Below are 18,279 nucleotides of genomic sequence, written 5' to 3' on the forward strand. Positions count from 1 at the left end.
AAAAAAGTCTCCCCTACGAGAAACTCGTTTACATCAGGAAGACTGTACTACCATACCTTACTCAACAGTGTTTTTATACTCTCTAAACACCGGAAAGTCTGACAGATTATCAGGAATTTTATCTTTCTCTAATAAAATAATTTTGACTATGTTTTTGTTACGAGCCATATGATATTTTTCCCCGTATTCGTTCTCGGCTGTGAATCTCTTTAAGCTTGCGTAATCTTCCTCTTGAATACTGACAGGTTCACTATCACCTGCTACTTCTGCCGGCTGCTCGTAACCTACTTCAAATTCCACAATCTGAATTTTATCATTTTTAATATTCCTTGTTTGCTCAAGGACTGCTTTCGCACCTTCTGTCAGTTCTGACCACTCCATGTTAAATCTCTCCTTAACAAAATCTGATTAAAATAATTTTTCCAATAGGGTATTATACCACCCTCAGCCATAAAAATCATTTTCCGTTACATAACTGCTTCATTTATTGCCTGAAGAATAGGGAAATAAACATCTGAATCGATCATTTAGGTATACATCTACCGACAAATTCGATTGATTGCGTCATCAAAACTTGTCAATTCACAATATGTACCCAGATCTTTCTATTATGTTAGCATGAAGTCGTTCTGTTTACATGTTATCATGAAGAAAAGGCCCTCACCTAATGGCGGGCCTACTCAGTCATTTTTTAATTAATGCTGTCAATCACCAGCATGAAACCCAACCCTAATTGACTCAATACCTAAATGTTCATATGCTAGTTGGTTGATCTCAGTTACTTGCTCAGTTGTTAATTCATTTGATTTTACGTAAATATTAACTTGATTGTCTTCTGTCATGACAAGAGCATCCTCATATCCTTTTGACCGAATGATTGTCTCCACCATTTCTTCTTGCTGAGACATCGCTTGAAGATTTTCGATTTTTTCAAGTGCTTCAACTTGGATTTCAGGATCAGTTTCCGCTGAAACAATAACATTTGTATACTCTTCATTTAAACGCCCTCTTGCATCTTGACGCTGCAAGCGAATAGTATCAAACATCTCATCGGTATTCATCTGTTCTGATAATCCAGCCTCCCCTAAGACATCCTCTACATCGTCTAGTTCCACAAACGTAATATCATCTCCATCTACCCATTCGAACTCTAATTCTTCTTCCATCGACTCATCGTTAGTTGCTTCTTCAATATCTGTAACTGCTGTTTGCGGATCTTGCACGCGATCCATTGAAATATAATACACCGAAAGGACAATAATCAAGCTTAACATTGTTAGTAACCATACTGTTTGTCTTTTTAAAATCATGAAGCATCCTCCTTTTGTTTTCTTGGCATTACCGACACTCTATGTGAAGGAATATCAAGCACCCTACTAACTGCTTCAACTACCCACGTTTTCACTTGGATGTTATCAACACCATTTGCCACGATCAAAACACCACTAATATCCGGCTTTTGTGACTCCACGAGTAATGGTTCTTCATTTTCTCCTCTTCTAACGATCACCACTTGTTCATCTATAGAACTATCGGTGACTTTTCGGCTACCGCCTTCACTATCTGTTTCTTCTGTGAGCTGTTCTTTTTTTGAATCATTCGTTTGATAAATTTGTCTGCTTGTACCTGTGGTATTTACCATCACTGTTACATTGGAGACACCGACAATTTCTTCTAAAGCATGAGTTAATTCTTTTTCATAAAATGCCTCATATTCTTCTTTGTCAAGAGATTCCTCACTTTGTTCATCCGACTTAAAAGTGGTCACATCCTCCCTTCTTTCATCATCAGTTTCGTTCATCATGAGTGTTGGCTCATAAGCTTCTTCTTTGTTAAAAAGACTTCCTATTATCATTAGGACGACTCCGATAACTAATAACCCCAGTAAATATATCAAACGGATTTTTTTTCCTTTATTTTTTAATGAAAAGGACTGGAATATAGATGTCTCCCAACGTTTTCGAGTCATTTATTATCCCCGCCTTCTTCATAAATTGTTATGAGATCTTCAGGAACTTCCCATAAGTATGACAAGCGATCTCTCATATCTCGTGTCCCCTCCCCCTCTTCTGTGTTAACTTCTTCTGGTGCCTTATTTTCAATCTCAATTTTGGCAATATGAATATTTTCATCATCTCCTTCGCCCTCAACACTTTCCTCACTAGCACCAGCTGGCGCAATTGTCACCTCAATACCTGCAAAGTTCTCTTTATCTGTCGGTTCATGAAGAGAATGAAACGCGACAGTCACATCGATTATCGTCATTCCATACTCTTCAACCAGCTTGGCATTGGCTTGTTTTTTTAATTGGACAGCCACTTGTTCAGAAATATATGCAAGAGAAACGGATTCTATATCTGATTTTTCTAGGTCGTCTATATTTTCCATATCAGCGTTAATTGATTGACCCCATTTTTCCATTTGACTAATAACATTTTCAGTATCCATTTTAAAAAGCGATAAAACAGGCTGAAGCAAAATAAGCAATAAAATAAGCCCGATAACTAGCTTAATATACCGATGAGTTGAAGCATTAGGCAATAAAAGTTCAAGGATCGTGGCGAATAATATAAGCAATATAATATTTGTGATCCAGTTAATCACTAGCCCCACTATAGCCACACCCTTCTATCATCCATCTAATCATCTAAGCATAATCGATAAATTACCGGAAATAATCATTATTGTGATCGAGAGAAAAAACATGAGAGAAACGGCGGCTAAAGTCGCAAAGACGAACAATATATTTTTTCCGATAATAGCCAAACATTCGATAACAGGACCACCTCCTAAAGGCTGTAAGATCGCTGATGCAAACGAATAGATGACGGAGATAGCCAATACTTTTAAGGCAGGAAACGTACATACAATAAGCAAAATCAACAAGCCTAAAATACCGATTGTATTTTTCAAAAGCAATGAAGCACCCATGACGGTATCAGCCGCATCTGTAAACATCCTCCCAACTACGGGAATAAAATTTCCTGTGACAAATTTGGCTGTCCGAACTGCAATGCCATCAGTTACTGCTGCTGCTGCCCCTTGCACAGACATAACACCTAAAAAAACTGTTAAGAAAATGCCTAAGCTGCCCACGGCGATTGTTCGTAATAAACTTGCAAGTTTCGATACTTTATAATGATCTGTCATCGTACTTACGATAGATAAGATTGTAGAAAGTAATAAAAGAGGTAGGATAAAATATTGGACGAACAACCCGCTTGTATGAACAATAAACATAATGATAGGATGAAAAAGGGAGACAGAGGTGATACTGCCTACTGTTGCCATCAGCACGAGTATTAATGGAATAAGAGCTGTCATGAAATGACTCATTGTTGAGATAGTTGATTCCGTGAGTTCAACTGCCACATAAAAACTATTAAGGGCAATGATCATTAAAACCATATATGTCACGGCGTAAGCCACTTTGCTAATCGTATGCTTTTCAAATGCTTGTTGAAGATGAACGAGTATTAAGCTAAAGACAGTTAATAAAATTAATGTTCCTATTAATCGGCCGTGTGTAATAATTTCATGAAAGAAATAATTTAAAAACCCTTTTAGCCATTCTGTAATAGAAAAATGCCCATTATCTCTAAATAGTTCAGTAAATTCTTTTTTCTGTGTCTCAGGAAGAAAGCCATCATACTCGTGACGGACAATATCCCAAAAATCACTGATTTCTTCTAAATCTAAATAGTTTAGTTGTTCTTCTATTAGGTCTTCATCACTGAGTGAATCATCCTCTTCAGCAAGGCTCGTCCCTGTAAAAGTGAAAAAAAAAGAAAAGAAAAGGCATACAATCGTTGTCCGTTTCATCCTCCATCCCCCATCGCAGCCGGAATGAGTGTTAATACGGTCTCTATAATGACAGATATAATAGGGATTGCCATAATCATAATGAGAACTTTTCCAGCCAATTCAATTTTAGATGCTACTGAGCCTTGACCAGCATCTCTTGCAATTTGCGCACCAAATTCTGCAATATAGGCAATTCCAATAATTTTAAAGATCGTCTGTACGTAAACGAGATTAATGTCCGCTTCAGTAGCTAATGTTTCAATCATTTCAATTAATAGGGCAATTTTATCTATTAAAAAGGCAAATATAATAACACCAGTAAAAATAGTAAGAAGAAAGGCAAAGATCGGTTTTTGCTCTTTAATAACAAGAGCTAGGAACGTTGTAATCATCCCTAAACCGACAATCTGGATAATTTCCATTCCCCCTGCCTCCTTCAGCTTTGGAACAAAAAGACACTTCTTATTTTTTGAAATAGATCATCGATAACTGTCGCTACCATGTAAAGAACAACAACAAAGGCAATGAGTGTTACCCAATTGGCAATTTCTTCTTTCCCCATTTGTTTCAAAACAGTATGAATCATTGCCACAACGATCCCAACACCCGCTATTTGAAAAATTAACCCTACATCATAGTTCAATTGATCGCCTCCTCGAACCTTCCTTTAAAGAAGCATAATCACTAATAATAAACCCCCTAAAAGGCCTAAACTGCGGTACATAGATTCATATTTTTTTTGAGTTTCCAAAGCTGTCTGCTCCATTGTTTCTAAATATGCTTGAGTTAATTGAATTTGTTTACGCTGCCCTTCAATATCTTGCCTTCCTAACGTTTGTCCGAATTGTTTCAAAATATCAATGTCTTTTGCATCAAGGTCAACATCTGTTTTCCAATAATTTAACTCTTCTTCCCATGCCTGTTGTGTGGATTCTTCATTGTCTTTTAGGCGTGTTGAAACTCCGTTTAGAAAATCTTTAGCAGGAGCAGGGAGTTGCTTGGCTATTTGCTCAAATGCTTCCCATAACGGTATCATGGCAAAAGTCACTTCTGTATCAAGAGTTTCAAGGGCTACTTTCATATGACGTAGCAATGTCGTTCGTCTTTCTAATCTTTTTGACAATTCCCACCCTACTCCAGTAGACGTCAGAATGATGATAGCCGCCCCTAGCCACATCATGTTCTTAACACCACGTTATTATTTAATGCAGAGGGGGCCAAGGAGATGTTAGTCCCTCTCTTGCCAACATGAGTCAATTCAATAGCTGAATGAAAGGCTTCATGTGTGATCAGTTGTTTTATAGTAGGTCTTCTTACAACATCTCTAACTGAATCTCCGTGCACCGTTGAAATGACTGTAACGCCCGCATATACTGCCTCCATTACAGCAGTAACATCTTCTTCCCTGCCTATCTCATCCACAATGAGGACGTCTGGACTCATTGACCGTATCATCATCATCATGCCTTCAGCTTTTGGACAGGCATCCAGCACATCTATTTTAGAACCAAAGTGATGCTGTGGGACACCACGGATACATCCGGCAATTTCAGACCGCTCATCAATAATAGCTACATTTCTGGCTCTGATTCCCTTACTTTCTATGCCTTGACTTATTTGCCTTGCCAGATCTCTTAATAATGTGGTCTTCCCTGTTTTTGGTGGTCCGATAATTAACGTGTTTAGCCATTTATCTCGTTTATAGATGGCATTAATATAAGGTTCACTAACGCCGACTTTTTGTTTAGCGATACGAATATTAAATGAGCCAATTTCCCTAAGACCTTTCACTTTACCTGTTTCAACCACGACTCTTCCAGCAATTCCTACTCTGTGCCCTCCTGAAATAGTAATATAACCTCGTCTTAATTCTTCTTCCAGCCGATAAAGAGAATGTTGGCTTAAAAGAGAAAGCATCATTGTTGCGTCTTGCTCTGTAAATAGAGGAGAAGTTTCGGATAACGGTGAGCCATTGGTTCTTACTACTTCAATATTTTTACCAATTCTCAACCGTATTTCCTCTATCGTCTGCCAATCTTTATCCGTATATGCTTTCAAGAAATTTTTCACAACTTTCGGGACAATGCGCATCACTTCTTCCATCATTACCACCCTCATTTCTGATGACTAGTGGCTCATCGCGGCTGTCTAAGAAATTATATGTGCGCCTGTCCTATTTATGACCATAGACGTGCGAAAAACCTCTAATCTTATAAAGAATTTATTAAAGTGCTAACCTTTAACTAATCTTGAAAGACAATTAATGTAAAGATACTAGTCGCTCCAAAAACGGCTTATACAAAACCAAAATAAAAAAACGCCCACAGAATATTTTCTGTGAACGTGATGAAAAAATCACCATTAGGCTCGTGACACATATTTACCATCTCTCGTATCAATAACTAGTACGTCACCTTCATTAACAAAAAAAGGTACTTGGACAGTTAACCCCGTCTCGAGGGTCGCTGGCTTCGTTCCCCCTGAAGCCGTATCCCCTTTAATACCAGGTTCTGTCTCTGTTACAGTTAATTCAACTGTATTAGGAACTTCTACACCAAGGATTTCATCTTGATACTGCAAAATATGCACTTCCATATTTTCTTTCAAATATTTAAGTTGGTTTTCAATTTGAGCGCTAGATAATTCAAGTTGTTCATATGTCGATGTATTCATAAACGAATGCGTGTCCCCACTTGAATATAAATATTGCATTTTACTATTTTCTAAGTGTGCTTTTGCTACCTTTTCTCCTGCACGGAATGTTTTTTCTTGAATACTACCGTTCCTCATACTACGTAATTTTGTTCGGACAAAGGCAGCTCCTTTACCTGGCTTGACGTGTTGGAACTCCATAACTTGCCAAATATCCCCGTCTACTTCGATTGTTAAACCTGTTTTTAACTCATTAACAGAAATCATAAAAAACCTCCTAATAAAATATAAATATGAATACTAAATATTTACTCTCCAAGAATAAGTAACTCTTTAGATGACTTGGATAAAATATTATTACCGTTATCAGTGATTAAAATATCGTCTTCAATCCTCGTTCCACCTATTCCTGTCATATATATTCCAGGTTCAACAGTTACGATCATACCTGCTTTTAGGCGCTTATCTGAACGATGAGAGAGTCCTGGTGCTTCATGTACTTCCATTCCTAATCCATGGCCAGTGCTATGGCCAAAATACTGACCATAACCTTTCTCATTAATATAATTACGCGTAAGGGCATCAGCTTCTTTTCCTGTAAGGCCTGCTTTTATATGGTTTACCCCTATTAATTGAGCTTGTAAAACCGTCTCGTAAATGTCTCTTAATTGCGATGAAGGTTCACCAATTGCCACGGTTCTTGTAATATCGGAGCAGTATCCTTTATAATACGCTCCAAAGTCTAACGTGACAAGCTCCCCTTTCTCAATCACTTTATCACTGGCCACACCGTGGGGTAATGCTGATCTGTAGCCTGATGCGACGATGATATCAAATGATGAAGAAACGGCCCCATTTTTTCTCATGAAAAATTCAAGTTCATTAGATATATCAATTTCTTTAACACCAGGACGCAAATAAGATTGAATGTGAGAAAAAGCGGCATCAGCAATATCAACGGCCTCCTGAATGATAGCAACCTCTTCATCCGACTTAATTAAGCGCAAATTCTCTACTAGCTCACTAACAGGGATTAGTTCACAATTTATCGTCGCTTTATATGTATCATAATGACTGTATGTCAAAACATTCTTCTCAAAGCCCAGCCGCGTGATCCCCATCTCCTTAACCTGGCTAGCGACTTCCTCATGGAGTGCTCTATTATGTTGAATAACTTCAAACTCAACGACCTCTTCTTGCGCCTGGTCTATATAACGGAAGTCTGTAATGAGTTTCGCTTTTCCATCTGACACAACAACTACTCCAGCTGTCCCAGTAAATCCCGTTAAATAACGTCGATTATAAGGGTTAGTTATGAGAATACCATCGATACCGTTCTCTTTAAATTGCTGACGTAAGCCGTTTAAACGGTCCACGCTAGACCCCTCCTTTTACAAAATCAATTAGGCAAGCAAGTCGATTTGAATAATAGCCGTCCCTTTCCTGTTATACAGCTAACGGTATGTTTCTAATCCCTTAATGAACCTGAAGCATTTTCTTTAGCCTTTTATCTCTTTCATACAGAGACAACCAATTTAATTATGGTTGTAGGATCATTTCCTTTTAATTCACTAAGTTAATTAAACTAAATTTCGTAACTAATATATACAGGAGATGTATGTAACTAAGGTGTCGGTGGCAAACAACAGCTACTTACAAACAAATTGTGCCATACCATATTTTATCATAGGTCGTTATTCTTGAATAGTTTGCTCATTTTCCAACATCTGTTCATGATATTCATAAGAAATAGAATAGCCAATAAATAAGCCGTATAATACAAATAAAGAGAGTGACGTTACGTTAGAATTAACATCGTATTTAACCACGTTTTCTGCATGTTCGTATAATGGGTAAAGTAATACAAAGGTCAGCACCCATAAGATACCGCCAAACACTAGTCCAGGCCAAAATTTATTGACTTTAGCAAATAATGCCCGGTATATAAATGCAATGCCTATAGACAAAATACCGATAAACAAAATACCAACCCACTGTCCAGTTTGGGTGTATTTCCATGTTCCTAACGCCCACGGCATTAATAAGAAAGAGGGGCCGAATGAGACGAAATTCAGTAAATACGCAACATAACCTATAAAGCTCCAAAATAGTCCTCCTACAAAGCCGATCATCGCAGTGGTTGAGCTGAATGAATCGCTTTGCTTTGAATGTTTATTTTTTTTATCCATTTTCATCACCTCTTTTGCTATCTTTGCCTAAATTGCTAAAATTATTTTTGAAAACTTGCTTTAGTAGGTGTAAGGCTTATTATCAAAGGGAATAGTAACTTAAGGCTGGTTAGTGGAGAGATTGTCACTTTTCATGTAGAGTAATATAATAGTACTTAGAAGAAAAGAATAGTAGGATAGCTATTGAATGAAAACTCATGGAAGTTCAATAAAAAAGCATTGCTTTTGAGATTTTATTCCTTTCCTTCAATAATTAATTATTAGGTTGGTGACACGAGTGGCAGATCAAAATACTAAACCCGCTTACGGTGGGCAAGCACTGATTGAAGGCGTCATGTTTGGTGGGCGTCATACATCAGTCACCGCTATCCGGAGAATTGATGACTCAATAGACTTTTACGAGGTGCCGAAGAAAAATCGCCCCGCTCTTCAAAAGTTAAAAAAAATCCCTTTTATTCGTGGGGTAGTAGCTATTGTAGAAGCTAGTGGGAATGGAACAAAACATTTAAACTTTTCCTCTGATCGATATGAAGTCCATCCTGATGATGATCATACGATTGAAACAGCTGAGCAATCAAGCAAGATAACAATGATTTTAGGCGTAGCAGCGATTGGAATAATTTCTTTCCTGTTTAGTACACTTATCTTTACAGCAGTTCCAGCAGCCATTGCTGAATTTTTCCGACCTATTTTCCCCGGACATGTGGCACAAAACTTAATAGAAGGGGTTATAAAACTGATCTTCTTACTAACTTATATTTACCTTATCTCCATGACACCTTTGATTAAACGTGTTTTTCAGTATCATGGGGCTGAGCACAAAGTGATTAATACGTTTGAAAATGGGAAAGAATTGACTGTAGAGAATGTACAGGCTCATTCCCGCCTTCACTTCCGCTGTGGTAGTAGTTATATTCTATTAACGGTCATAGTTGGGGTGTTCTTATACCTAGCTGTTCCATCTGATCCTCTGTGGGAACGTTTATTATATCGGATACTGTTAATTCCAGTTGTGTTAGGTGCTTCATATGAAGTTTTACAGTTAACGAACAAAGTGCGTGAAATACCTTTCCTTAAATGGCTTGGTTATCCTGGTTTATGGCTACAGCTACTTACCACAAAAGAACCTAAGAATGATCAAGTTGAGGTGGCAATTGCTTCTTTTAACGAGTTGAAGAAAAGGGAGGATGAATTTGAGAATCCACCTGCAGAAGATCGAATAGTATAATAAAGCTACCTAGATGCTTATTGTCAAACTTTCAAGTGATTATGACCATATTTTGAACAATTGATCACCATCAAACATGGAGGTGCATGCAAATGTTTCGTCGTTCTTACCATCCAATTGTATTGACGATAATCGGATTGGCTCTTTTAGGTATTGGTGTTCAAATGTTTACTAACACAAGCGCCTTTTTTACACAGGTTTTTGTGACAATCGGTATTGTAGCCTTACTAATCTTTGTCATTAAAACATTTATTATGCCTAAGCTAATGCGTCGCCACGGTGGTTTTGGTCAAGCACAAGGAGGCTCTCCTCAATGGCAGCAAACGAAAAAGAAGAAATCTGCCTCCTTTTCGACCAAAAAGAAAGAGAACCGAAAAGCGATCTCACGACCACTTATTAAACGACAATCTGACGTTAAACTGACCGTGATCGAAGGAAAAAAGAACAAGAAAAAAAGCCGAGCATTATTTTAAACGCTTGGTTTTTTCTATTCTTGAAGATATAAACTTGAATGTAAATGAGAAAAATAGGGTATGAATGTTATGAAAGTTAAAGATTCATTTACTTGTATTAATTTCATAATGCAATATCACGCTCAATATAACGATAATATTGGAAATTAATAATAAAATGTTAGTCATTAGAAATAAAGAATTGGAACGAAAGATGGCGACTCCAGTGGGAAGAAGCGAAGTTTGCAAATCCATTCTGGTTGAGCTTTACAAAGGCAGAATGGATTGAAGACGAGCCCGGCGGAAAGCATTCATCTATAGTGCAAAATGAGTCATAACGTTCGGAAATAACGATACAACCATGATTTATGAAATCGAGTCACTTTCGGGACAATTCAGGAACAAGTGTTCAAGTTTTACTATATTTTTTGGTGCTATTAAAATTCCAACTGAAGTACTTTTATTGGCAGCGTGAACTAAACCATCTTTTAAAATAAGAAAGGAGTGACTAGTAGTATGTTAACTGATTTTCAAAGCCCCTATTTAACACAAAATTACTGGTCTGAATGGCTATTAGTAAGTTTCTTGTTATTAACAGGAGTTATCTATTGGACGATGAGTAAGCGCCTTGGCTTTCAAGTCATTTATCTTACGCTCTTATCACTTTCTTTCGGGTTTATCATCACAATGTATTTCCCATATTTGTATACAGAAGACGAACTTCTTCCACTTACTCATCCACACATTCAAGCTGCTGTTACACTGTTTACTTTTTTTATCCCATTGGTCAAAAGGCGCATTGAAATTGGGCTTTGCTTAGCCCCTCCAGTATTGATCAGTGTTTGCTATTTATTTCTCCAAAATACACCTGTCTTTTCTATCGTTGGAGGGATTATGATCGGTGGATTTATTAGTTATATGTATTATAGGAGTCTCGATTGGATGGGAGCGATGCCAGAGCCGTATTTATTTAGTTTCGCCATCATACTCCCCCTTTTTATTGCTGCATTAATATTTTCCGTCAGTAGCTTTTTAATACTCCCTGGCATTCTTTTAGGACTTGGAACCGGCGCAACAATTGAACAATTTAAAGTACGAGTACTCATTCGTAAAGCTAACATGACAGCTAAATTACTATCCTTATTATTAGGAAGCACAGGGCTTATCATCGGGTACTTACTTTTTACATTCAGCGGATTTGACTCGGCTTTCTCTTATGCTCTAGTAGGAATAGTCACAGGGCTTTGGATTTCCTTGCTCGTCCCTGGCCTTATGCGAGTTACAAAATTATACGATAATCAAGGTAAACACCGTGAGATAATATAATGACTTATAATTATAATAGGAAAGACTTACAGGGCCTCACGCTATAATAAACCCTCAATCAGTGGCCGTTTTCGTTTCTTCCCCCACTGATTGATAGGTGAGTTAATCAGGACATTACTGGCCGTTAACTCCCACCTAATACATGTCGCTCTCCTCTCTAGTTTGAGCATGGATCTTTACGGACGGTTATCTGTAATGAATGCTCTAGTTAATAACTCCAACTTTTTAAAAATGCAGCTGTCGTCTTTCTCCCGAGGTTAACTAGCTGTTTTTTTTCTTTTTCGTTCATTCCAAAGTTGGTAACACCAGTTCCCTCTACCGGTATAAAGACAATGTCTTTAGCATCCTTTTTAGCTACATATCTTTGGTCATGAGCTGATCTCATCGTATCAAACATGGATAATAACAATGATAAGCTGTTCTTAATTGTTCTAGGAGGTATGTCTTCATACTCAGGAGCAAGGCGCAAACCAAGGATAGGACGCTCTCGTTTTTTCCCTTTTCGCATAAAAAGCCACAATGGAAAGTTACTTAAGACTCCCCCGTCAACTATTATGGAGTCTTCTCCCTTGTCATTTTTTAATTTTACCGGCTCAAAGAAAAACGGTAAGCTACAACTCATTCGAATAGCTTTAGCAACTGAAAATTGACCGGCTTCATACCCATATTGTGGTAAGTCATCCGGTAAAACAATAAACCGACCGTATGTCATATCAGAAGCTACCATTTTTAAACAACCATTCGGTAAATCATTGAACGTTTTTATCCCTTTAATAGCTAATGCGTCCTCAACCCATTTTTCAAAAGTATGTCCTTTATACAACCCCATTCGACTATATAAGGATAGCCATTTTATCAGTGGGAATATAGTACCTAGAGGTCTAGAATCTAGAAAATGCTTAGTATCAAGATCACTAAACAGTTGATAAATATCATCAGCGTGATAGCCTGCTTTAATGAAGGCAGCAGTCAATGCGCCTGCGCTTGTGCCTGCAGTACGTTTAAAATTGATATCCTTTTCAGCTAGCACTTCCAATGCCCCAACAAATGCTAAAGCTTTCATACCACCGCCTGCAAAAACACCGTCAACTTGCATTCAACCGACTCCTTTCATAATAAGAGTCTATTGATCAAGCTTCTAAAATATACATTTAACACTTGTTATTACATAAGATAAAATAATTTTTCTAAAAAGCTCATTTATTGGAAATTTTTATACATTCTTCATAAATGATTATTCCCCTGCTTCGTTAAGGACTCCTTATAATTAAAGGAGACATTGAACCTTTCGATTCAATGTCTCCGTCATGAGCCGCCTATTTCATCATTTTGTTTTTGTACAAGTCTTAACTCTCTCACACGTTGAGGGTTTTCTTCAAAATATTGGACAAGATCTCCAATCCGATCAATGGCATCCCAGCTAAGGTGATGTTCAATCCCTTCAACATCTTCATATATACCAGCTTCATTAACACCTATTATTCTCATGAATTCTTCAAGAAGATCGTGACGATATACAAGGCGTTTACCGATTTTTTTTCCTTTAGATGTTAAAATTAATCCCCGATATTTTTCATATATAAGATACTCTTGAGCGTCCAATTTCTGAACCATTTTTGTCACAGATGAAGGATGAACCTCTAATGCATCAGCAATATCAGATACTCTTGCATAGCCTTTTTCCTCAATTAATATATATATTCTTTCTAAATAGTCTTCCATACTTGGTGTTGGCATAGTGTCCCCCCAAAAAAATTGTCTCCGTATCTCAAAATTTATCGTATGTATTGAATTAAGACGTTGCAGTTAGAATTATACTATAAAAAGAGCCGTCACACTACAGGCCAACTTTATTCACTGTCATTTACCTTCATTTTTCTCACGTTTAAGATGTTTGATGTAATGTATTACTAACTTTTTTCCGTAAAAATAACCGTGAGTGTATTAAATGTTCACTCACGGTTCACATCATATAAAATTTATGGTTAACAACTCGTATATCATCTTTTTATAAACCACATTTTAATTGGGCACTACAATTCGTGCACGTATTACAGCCTCCAATGTCTTCTACGGTACCTTGACGGCATACAGGACATGTATCGCCAACTTCGCTTCCATAAGTAACAGACGTCGACCTTACATCAGCAATTGTATCAATAAGTACAACCTGTGTCTTTTGCTCATCTTTCATTTCTCCACCAGTTAAATCCACTGCGTAATCATCGTTTTCTTCTGCCTTTAAGGTTAAGACCTGTGAATCACGGCTGCCATCAACATATACTGTCCCACCTTTAGCCCCACCGTTATAAAGACGCTCATATACACTTTTCACTTGATCAACCGTATACCCTTTAGGAGCATTAACCGTTTTGCTTAATGAACTGTCCACCCACCGTTGAATCACACACTGAACATCGGCATGGGCTTCAGGACTTAGTTCCATACTGGAAATAAACCACTCAGGTAATTTGGTAGCATCGGCTTCAGGATGGTTATTCAAATAGTCTTGAAGGATTTCTGCTTTTACTTCAATAAATTTACCGAGACGTCCGCTTCTGAAATAAGAGAAAGAGAAATACGGCTCAAGACCTGTTGATACCCCTACCATTGTTCCAGTTGACCCGGTTGGTGCAACAGTTAATAAATGTGAGTTACGAATACCAAAGGTTTTAACGCCTTCACGTATATCTTGAGGCATTTTTTTCATATAGCCTGTTTGTGTAAATCTCTCTCGCAAATGAGCTGTTTCACCTTCATTATTACCTTCTAAATACGGGAAGCTTCCTTTTTCCTTAGCGAGTGCAATACTCGTTCTGTAGGCAGTTGTTGCAATCGTTTCAAACACTTTATCTACAAGCTTGTTCCCTTCTTCAGATCCATAAACTGTTTCTGTGTAAATAAGTAAATCATGAAGACCCATCACCCCTAAGCCTACTCGGCGTTCTCCTTTAGCTTGCTTTGTATTTTGTTCAAGGAAATATGGGGTTGCATCAATAACATTATCCTGCATTCTAACGCCAGTAGCAACAGTTTGCGCCAGCTTGTCAAAATCCACTTCTTTCTTTTCTTTATCTGCCATCTCGGCCAAGTTAACCGCTGCTAAGTTACATACTGAATACGGCGCTAATGGTTGTTCACCACATGGATTAGTTGCTACAACTTTTTGTCCATATGCAGTGGCATTTGTCATATCGTTCGCATTATCAATAAAGAAAATACCCGGCTCCGCAGAATATGTGGCACATATATTAATTAAATTCCATAGCTCTTGGGCTTTAATTTTGCGATATGTGCGTACACCGAACCCTAATGATTCCCACTCACGAACATCGCCGTACTCTTGCCATTCACGGTTATAAGCTTTCATTTCTTCTGCTGTATAATTTTCCACATCAGGAAAACGTAACGCATAATAGCTATCAGTTTCTACAGCCTCCATAAATTCTTTTGTAATGCAGACAGAAATATTTGCTCCTGTAAGAAACTCAGAATTGTTTACGGAATATGTGCCGCCACTTCGGAGCTTTTCTTCTGCTTCCGCTATTACTTTAGGATCAAATCCACCTTGTCCTTCTATGTTCTTATAATTAGCAATACTCTGATACATTGCCTCTTCAAGTTCAGATAGGGGAGTAAACTTAAGCTTTTCTTGAATAAGACGCTTAATTTGTGGATCTTCTGTATTTTCTAATAGAAAGCGTAGAATTCTCGGGTTTTGCATTTTTGAAATGATGAACTCTAAAATATCAGGGTGCCAATCTGCTAGCATGATCATTTGGGCCCCTCTTCTAGAACCACCTTGTTCAACTAGATGAGTCAATTTTGCAATGTCATCGAGCCATGACACAGAACCTGATGATTTTCCATTAACACCTCTCGCTAATGTATTTCGAGGTCTTAAAGTAGAGCCATTTGTTCCAACTCCACCACCACGGCTCATAATTTCCATCACTTGCTTGCGATGTTCGGATATCCCTTCTCTCGAATCTTCTAAATAAGGCATCACATAGCAATTAAAATATGTAACATCTGTTTCCGCCCCTGCTCCATATAGGACACGTCCCGCTGGCACAAAATTCATGTTCACTAGCTCATGATAAAATGTCTCAAACGATTCCTCTCGCTTTTCAGGATTTGTTTCAACATCTGCTAATCCCCTAGCATTTCTTTTGGCAATTTGCTCATAATACACTTCAAGGGGCTTGTCTATCGTGTCAAGGGTTCGTTCGACTACTCCTGTAGCTTTTTCTTCAGGATCATCTAGTACTCCAAGAAACTCATCCTCAACAGCAATTTTTGCTTTGCTTTCTTTCCAATTTAATTCCACAACAAAACCATAGCCACGTGCTGGAAATTTTGGATCTGCTTTCACTGTTAGAACAACAAAGTCTCCAACTTTTAACGTTTTTTTCTCAGTGTCTTTAAACGTATAACGGTCAAGCATAACGAGACGGGAAACACCACTTTGTTCCTTAGTCATCTCCGGTGTAATAGGAAATACTTGTGGAAAATGCTCAATATCTCGATTAAGTTGGTCAACGTTTATTTTCTTTTCTGACATAAATGTTGTCACTTGCTTTCTCTCCTTTTTATAAAATTCAATAAAGTGAATTATTTGTAGTTTCATAGCACTTTTTATAGACCGTCATCCAAAGGACGAAGCATTGCCAAAACTGGCTTGCTTCGTCCTTTGCTTGTTTCAATATATCATAGTCATTTATTATAATCAATATATAGTGCCATGGTTTTTAACGCATACACCATATATTGATTATAGGTCATCTATTTCATTGTTTGTCAACTTTAAAAATAGAAGAAAAGAAGAGAAAGCGAAAGAAAGAACATCATTTTACTAGAAAATAATTAAATAATGACGAATTTCGTTGCTTGCCTTCCAGAGTACATCAAAAAGTTGATTTTAAGGGATTATAGGCTCCTGAAAAAATATCGACATATTTCGACATGTTTATTCACACTCTACTTCCTTGCTGCTAAAAATCACAGGCTTTTCCATCTAGCTCTTACAACTTATAGTTCCATTCATCTTGGCTATACTTTACCTTAGCTAGATGAAGAATTTCTTCTTCCTGCGAAGCTGTTAGTACTAACTCTTCAAATTGAACGTTCAGCGCTGTTTCAAATCCAGCACGAAAGTTTTTTTTCATCACTGCCAAAGATGGTGGCTCAGGTATTAATTCGTCAATAGCTGCGGCTTTCGATTTAAACCCTTTCTGCATACGCTCTCGAACTCTTTCACTCGGATATAAAAATAAATCAAACAGCTTATCTTCATCTAATGATCTAATAATTGACCCATGCTGAAGAATAATGCCTTTTTGTCTCGTTTGAGCACTCCCTGCGATTTTCCTGCCCTCCACAACCATCTCATACCATGAAGGAGCGTCAAAGCACACTGATGAGCGGGGGTTCTTTAACATTTCCCGTTCTGCCTTCGTCTGGGGGATTGCAAATTCAGCTTTAAGGCCAAGACGATTAAATCCTTCCAACAATCCAGCCGAAATAACTCGGTAAGCTTCCGTGACGGACTCAGGCATGTCAGGGTGATCCTCAGAGACAATGACGCTGTATGTCAATTCATCATCATGTAATACGCCCCTTCCACCAGTTGGACGTCTCACAAACCCAAGCTTATGTTTTTTAACAGCCTCAAAATTAATTTCTTTATGTACTTTTTGAAAATAGCCAACTGAAAGTGTTGCTGGCATCCACCCATAAAAACGCACAACTGGATAAATGAGTCCAGCGCGATGCCAATCCATTAGTTTCTCATCCATTGCCATGTTATAAGCAGGGCCCTTGTTTTTTGAATCTATAAAAAACCATGTATCCACAACTTATCCTCCTTCACTACTACCTGTTTTTATCATAACCAATCTGCTAATTGATGACAAAACAAAACACTCTAACGTTGCCAACAGAAGCTTTTCCGTTTATCATTTATTAGGGACGGTGACACTTGGACTACGAGCGCTGTTTCATTTAAAATAGAATACATAGATGTTAAGGAGGGGCCTGCATGGAAACTTGGTTACTGATACTCATTACTGTTGCGCTTATCGTTTTACTCTTATTGCGCATAAAAAAGCCCAAGTATTTAAAAACGTTAAGCCAGGAAGAATTCAAAGAAAATTATCGAAAAGCTCAGTTAATCGATGTACGGGAAGAACGAGAGTTTAAGACCGGTCACATTCTTGGTGCGAGAAATATCCCATTATCCCAAATGAAACAGCGTATGACTGAAATTCGACCGGACAAGCCTGTTTATTTATATTGCCAAAATGGTTCTCGTACTGTTCAAGCCGCAAAAATCCTTCGGAAAAAACGAGGAGCTCAAGACTTGAATCATTTAAAAGGTGGCTTTCGTAAGTGGACAGGTAAAATTAAAAAATAGTTCACTCTCTATGCTGCATCATTAGGTTAGCCCTTAGTTGAGGGCTATCATGTGTGAGCCCGTGCACTTTCAAGCCACGGCCTCACACATTATCCTTCATTCTCTTTTTCATTGCCTCTTACTAATAGATGAATGACATGTAAAAAACTTCAGAAATAGGGAGTCTAGTTTTTACACTTCCCTCACACCTACAGTTCTAATTTGGATAACTAT

20 protein-coding genes are annotated in these 18,279 nt (G+C 37.8%); 4 read left to right on the forward strand and 16 right to left on the reverse strand.

Annotated features, from left to right (window positions below):
* Positions 1-57: 57 nt before the first annotated feature.
* The 12 genes from BK581_RS04300 to BK581_RS04355 all read right to left on the reverse strand — a co-directional run bounded on the left by BK581_RS04300 (position 58) and on the right by BK581_RS04355 (position 8,645).
* Positions 58-381 (reverse strand): hypothetical protein, encoded by a 324-nt coding sequence (locus BK581_RS04300; protein ID WP_078577005.1) that lies wholly within the window; start codon positions 379-381, stop codon positions 58-60.
* 323 nt (positions 382-704) lie between these two features.
* Positions 705-1,310, reverse strand: a complete 606-nt coding sequence (locus tag BK581_RS04305) for a SpoIIIAH-like family protein (protein WP_078577006.1) — start codon at positions 1,308-1,310, stop codon at positions 705-707.
* Complete coding sequence (gene spoIIIAG, locus BK581_RS04310) at positions 1,307-1,969, reverse strand: stage III sporulation protein AG (RefSeq protein ID WP_078577007.1); 663 nt, start codon at positions 1,967-1,969, stop codon at positions 1,307-1,309. The genes BK581_RS04305 and spoIIIAG overlap by 4 nt, the downstream gene beginning before the upstream one ends.
* On the reverse strand, positions 1,966-2,613 hold the full coding sequence (gene spoIIIAF, locus BK581_RS04315; RefSeq protein WP_169837538.1) for a stage III sporulation protein AF: 648 nt from the start codon (positions 2,611-2,613) through the stop codon (positions 1,966-1,968). Before spoIIIAF ends, spoIIIAG begins: the two co-directional genes overlap by 4 nt.
* A 30-nt stretch (positions 2,614-2,643) precedes the next feature.
* Positions 2,644-3,822: a stage III sporulation protein AE gene (spoIIIAE, locus tag BK581_RS04320; protein WP_078577009.1), complete on the reverse strand. Its 1,179-nt coding sequence runs from the start codon at positions 3,820-3,822 to the stop codon at positions 2,644-2,646.
* Positions 3,819-4,226, reverse strand: a complete 408-nt coding sequence (gene spoIIIAD, locus BK581_RS04325) for a stage III sporulation protein AD (RefSeq protein ID WP_078577010.1) — start codon at positions 4,224-4,226, stop codon at positions 3,819-3,821. The genes spoIIIAE and spoIIIAD overlap by 4 nt, the downstream gene beginning before the upstream one ends.
* Before the next feature lie 14 nt (positions 4,227-4,240).
* Complete coding sequence (gene spoIIIAC, locus BK581_RS04330) at positions 4,241-4,447, reverse strand: stage III sporulation protein AC (protein WP_078577011.1); 207 nt, start codon at positions 4,445-4,447, stop codon at positions 4,241-4,243.
* Between the two features lie 24 nt (positions 4,448-4,471).
* Entirely contained in the window at positions 4,472-4,984 is a 513-nt protein-coding gene (gene spoIIIAB, locus BK581_RS04335; protein ID WP_078577012.1) for a stage III sporulation protein SpoIIIAB, read from the reverse strand.
* Positions 4,981-5,907 (reverse strand): stage III sporulation protein AA, encoded by a 927-nt coding sequence (gene spoIIIAA / locus BK581_RS04340; RefSeq protein ID WP_078579853.1) that lies wholly within the window; start codon positions 5,905-5,907, stop codon positions 4,981-4,983. The genes spoIIIAB and spoIIIAA overlap by 4 nt, the downstream gene beginning before the upstream one ends.
* A gap of 258 nt (positions 5,908-6,165) precedes the next feature.
* Entirely contained in the window at positions 6,166-6,723 is a 558-nt protein-coding gene (gene efp / locus BK581_RS04345; protein ID WP_078577013.1) for an elongation factor P, read from the reverse strand.
* A gap of 41 nt (positions 6,724-6,764) precedes the next feature.
* Complete coding sequence (locus BK581_RS04350) at positions 6,765-7,832, reverse strand: M24 family metallopeptidase (RefSeq protein WP_078577014.1); 1,068 nt, start codon at positions 7,830-7,832, stop codon at positions 6,765-6,767.
* A gap of 318 nt (positions 7,833-8,150) precedes the next feature.
* A complete protein-coding gene (locus BK581_RS04355) occupies positions 8,151-8,645 on the reverse strand; it encodes a YqhR family membrane protein (RefSeq protein ID WP_245828885.1) in 495 nt (164 codons plus the stop codon).
* Between the two features lie 334 nt (positions 8,646-8,979).
* Between BK581_RS04355 and BK581_RS04360 the strand changes: the two genes are divergently transcribed.
* From BK581_RS04360 to BK581_RS04370, 3 genes are all read left to right on the forward strand, one after another.
* On the forward strand, positions 8,980-9,873 hold the full coding sequence (locus tag BK581_RS04360; RefSeq protein ID WP_078579854.1) for a DUF1385 domain-containing protein: 894 nt from the start codon (positions 8,980-8,982) through the stop codon (positions 9,871-9,873).
* Between the two features lie 92 nt (positions 9,874-9,965).
* Positions 9,966-10,346, forward strand: coding sequence for an SA1362 family protein (locus BK581_RS04365; protein ID WP_078577016.1), 381 nt, complete (start codon positions 9,966-9,968; stop codon positions 10,344-10,346).
* A 495-nt stretch (positions 10,347-10,841) separates the two neighbouring features.
* Positions 10,842-11,651: a hypothetical protein gene (locus tag BK581_RS04370; RefSeq protein WP_078577017.1), complete on the forward strand. Its 810-nt coding sequence runs from the start codon at positions 10,842-10,844 to the stop codon at positions 11,649-11,651.
* Positions 11,652-11,859: 208 nt separating this feature from the next.
* On the opposite strand, the gene BK581_RS04375 is transcribed toward BK581_RS04370, so the two are convergent.
* From BK581_RS04375 to BK581_RS04390, 4 genes are all read right to left on the reverse strand, one after another.
* Positions 11,860-12,747, reverse strand: coding sequence for a patatin-like phospholipase family protein (locus tag BK581_RS04375; protein WP_078577018.1), 888 nt, complete (start codon positions 12,745-12,747; stop codon positions 11,860-11,862).
* 209 nt (positions 12,748-12,956) lie between these two features.
* A complete protein-coding gene (mntR, locus tag BK581_RS04380; protein ID WP_078577019.1) occupies positions 12,957-13,388 on the reverse strand; it encodes a transcriptional regulator MntR in 432 nt (143 codons plus the stop codon).
* A 271-nt stretch (positions 13,389-13,659) separates the two neighbouring features.
* Positions 13,660-16,215 (reverse strand): vitamin B12-dependent ribonucleotide reductase, encoded by a 2,556-nt coding sequence (locus BK581_RS04385; protein WP_407690345.1) that lies wholly within the window; start codon positions 16,213-16,215, stop codon positions 13,660-13,662.
* Positions 16,216-16,675: 460 nt separating this feature from the next.
* Positions 16,676-17,455: a lipoate--protein ligase family protein gene (locus BK581_RS04390; RefSeq protein ID WP_078579855.1), complete on the reverse strand. Its 780-nt coding sequence runs from the start codon at positions 17,453-17,455 to the stop codon at positions 16,676-16,678.
* A 236-nt stretch (positions 17,456-17,691) separates the two neighbouring features.
* On the opposite strand from BK581_RS04390, the gene BK581_RS04395 reads away from it, so the two are divergent.
* Positions 17,692-18,066, forward strand: a complete 375-nt coding sequence (locus BK581_RS04395) for a rhodanese-like domain-containing protein (RefSeq protein ID WP_078577021.1) — start codon at positions 17,692-17,694, stop codon at positions 18,064-18,066.
* Positions 18,067-18,279 lie beyond the last annotated feature (213 nt).

Source organism: Salipaludibacillus agaradhaerens, from assembly GCF_002019735.1.
Lineage (GTDB): Bacteria > Bacillota > Bacilli > Bacillales > Salisediminibacteriaceae > Salipaludibacillus > Salipaludibacillus agaradhaerens.

Excerpts from the sequence above, each read along its gene's own strand:
- BK581_RS04300 (WP_078577005.1), bottom strand. The coding sequence starts at position 381 with ATGGAGTGGTCAGAACTGACAGAAGGTGCGAAAGCAGTCCTTGAGCAA.
- BK581_RS04305 (WP_078577006.1), bottom strand. The coding sequence starts at position 1,310 with ATGATTTTAAAAAGACAAACAGTATGGTTACTAACAATGTTAAGCTTG.
- spoIIIAG (WP_078577007.1), bottom strand. The coding sequence starts at position 1,969 with ATGACTCGAAAACGTTGGGAGACATCTATATTCCAGTCCTTTTCATTA.
- spoIIIAE (WP_078577009.1), bottom strand. The coding sequence starts at position 3,822 with ATGAAACGGACAACGATTGTATGCCTTTTCTTTTCTTTTTTTTTCACT.
- spoIIIAD (WP_078577010.1), bottom strand. The coding sequence starts at position 4,226 with ATGGAAATTATCCAGATTGTCGGTTTAGGGATGATTACAACGTTCCTA.
- spoIIIAB (WP_078577012.1), bottom strand. The coding sequence starts at position 4,984 with ATGATGTGGCTAGGGGCGGCTATCATCATTCTGACGTCTACTGGAGTA.
- spoIIIAA (WP_078579853.1), bottom strand. The coding sequence starts at position 5,907 with ATGGAAGAAGTGATGCGCATTGTCCCGAAAGTTGTGAAAAATTTCTTG.
- efp (WP_078577013.1), bottom strand. The coding sequence starts at position 6,723 with ATGATTTCTGTTAATGAGTTAAAAACAGGTTTAACAATCGAAGTAGAC.
- BK581_RS04355 (WP_245828885.1), bottom strand. The coding sequence starts at position 8,645 with ATGGATAAAAAAAATAAACATTCAAAGCAAAGCGATTCATTCAGCTCA.
- BK581_RS04360 (WP_078579854.1), top strand. The coding sequence starts at position 8,980 with ATGTTTGGTGGGCGTCATACATCAGTCACCGCTATCCGGAGAATTGAT.
- BK581_RS04365 (WP_078577016.1), top strand. The coding sequence starts at position 9,966 with ATGTTTCGTCGTTCTTACCATCCAATTGTATTGACGATAATCGGATTG.
- BK581_RS04370 (WP_078577017.1), top strand. The coding sequence starts at position 10,842 with ATGTTAACTGATTTTCAAAGCCCCTATTTAACACAAAATTACTGGTCT.
- BK581_RS04375 (WP_078577018.1), bottom strand. The coding sequence starts at position 12,747 with ATGCAAGTTGACGGTGTTTTTGCAGGCGGTGGTATGAAAGCTTTAGCA.
- mntR (WP_078577019.1), bottom strand. The coding sequence starts at position 13,388 with ATGCCAACACCAAGTATGGAAGACTATTTAGAAAGAATATATATATTA.
- BK581_RS04385 (WP_407690345.1), bottom strand. The coding sequence starts at position 16,215 with ATGTCAGAAAAGAAAATAAACGTTGACCAACTTAATCGAGATATTGAG.
- BK581_RS04390 (WP_078579855.1), bottom strand. The coding sequence starts at position 17,455 with ATGGCAATGGATGAGAAACTAATGGATTGGCATCGCGCTGGACTCATT.
- BK581_RS04395 (WP_078577021.1), top strand. The coding sequence starts at position 17,692 with ATGGAAACTTGGTTACTGATACTCATTACTGTTGCGCTTATCGTTTTA.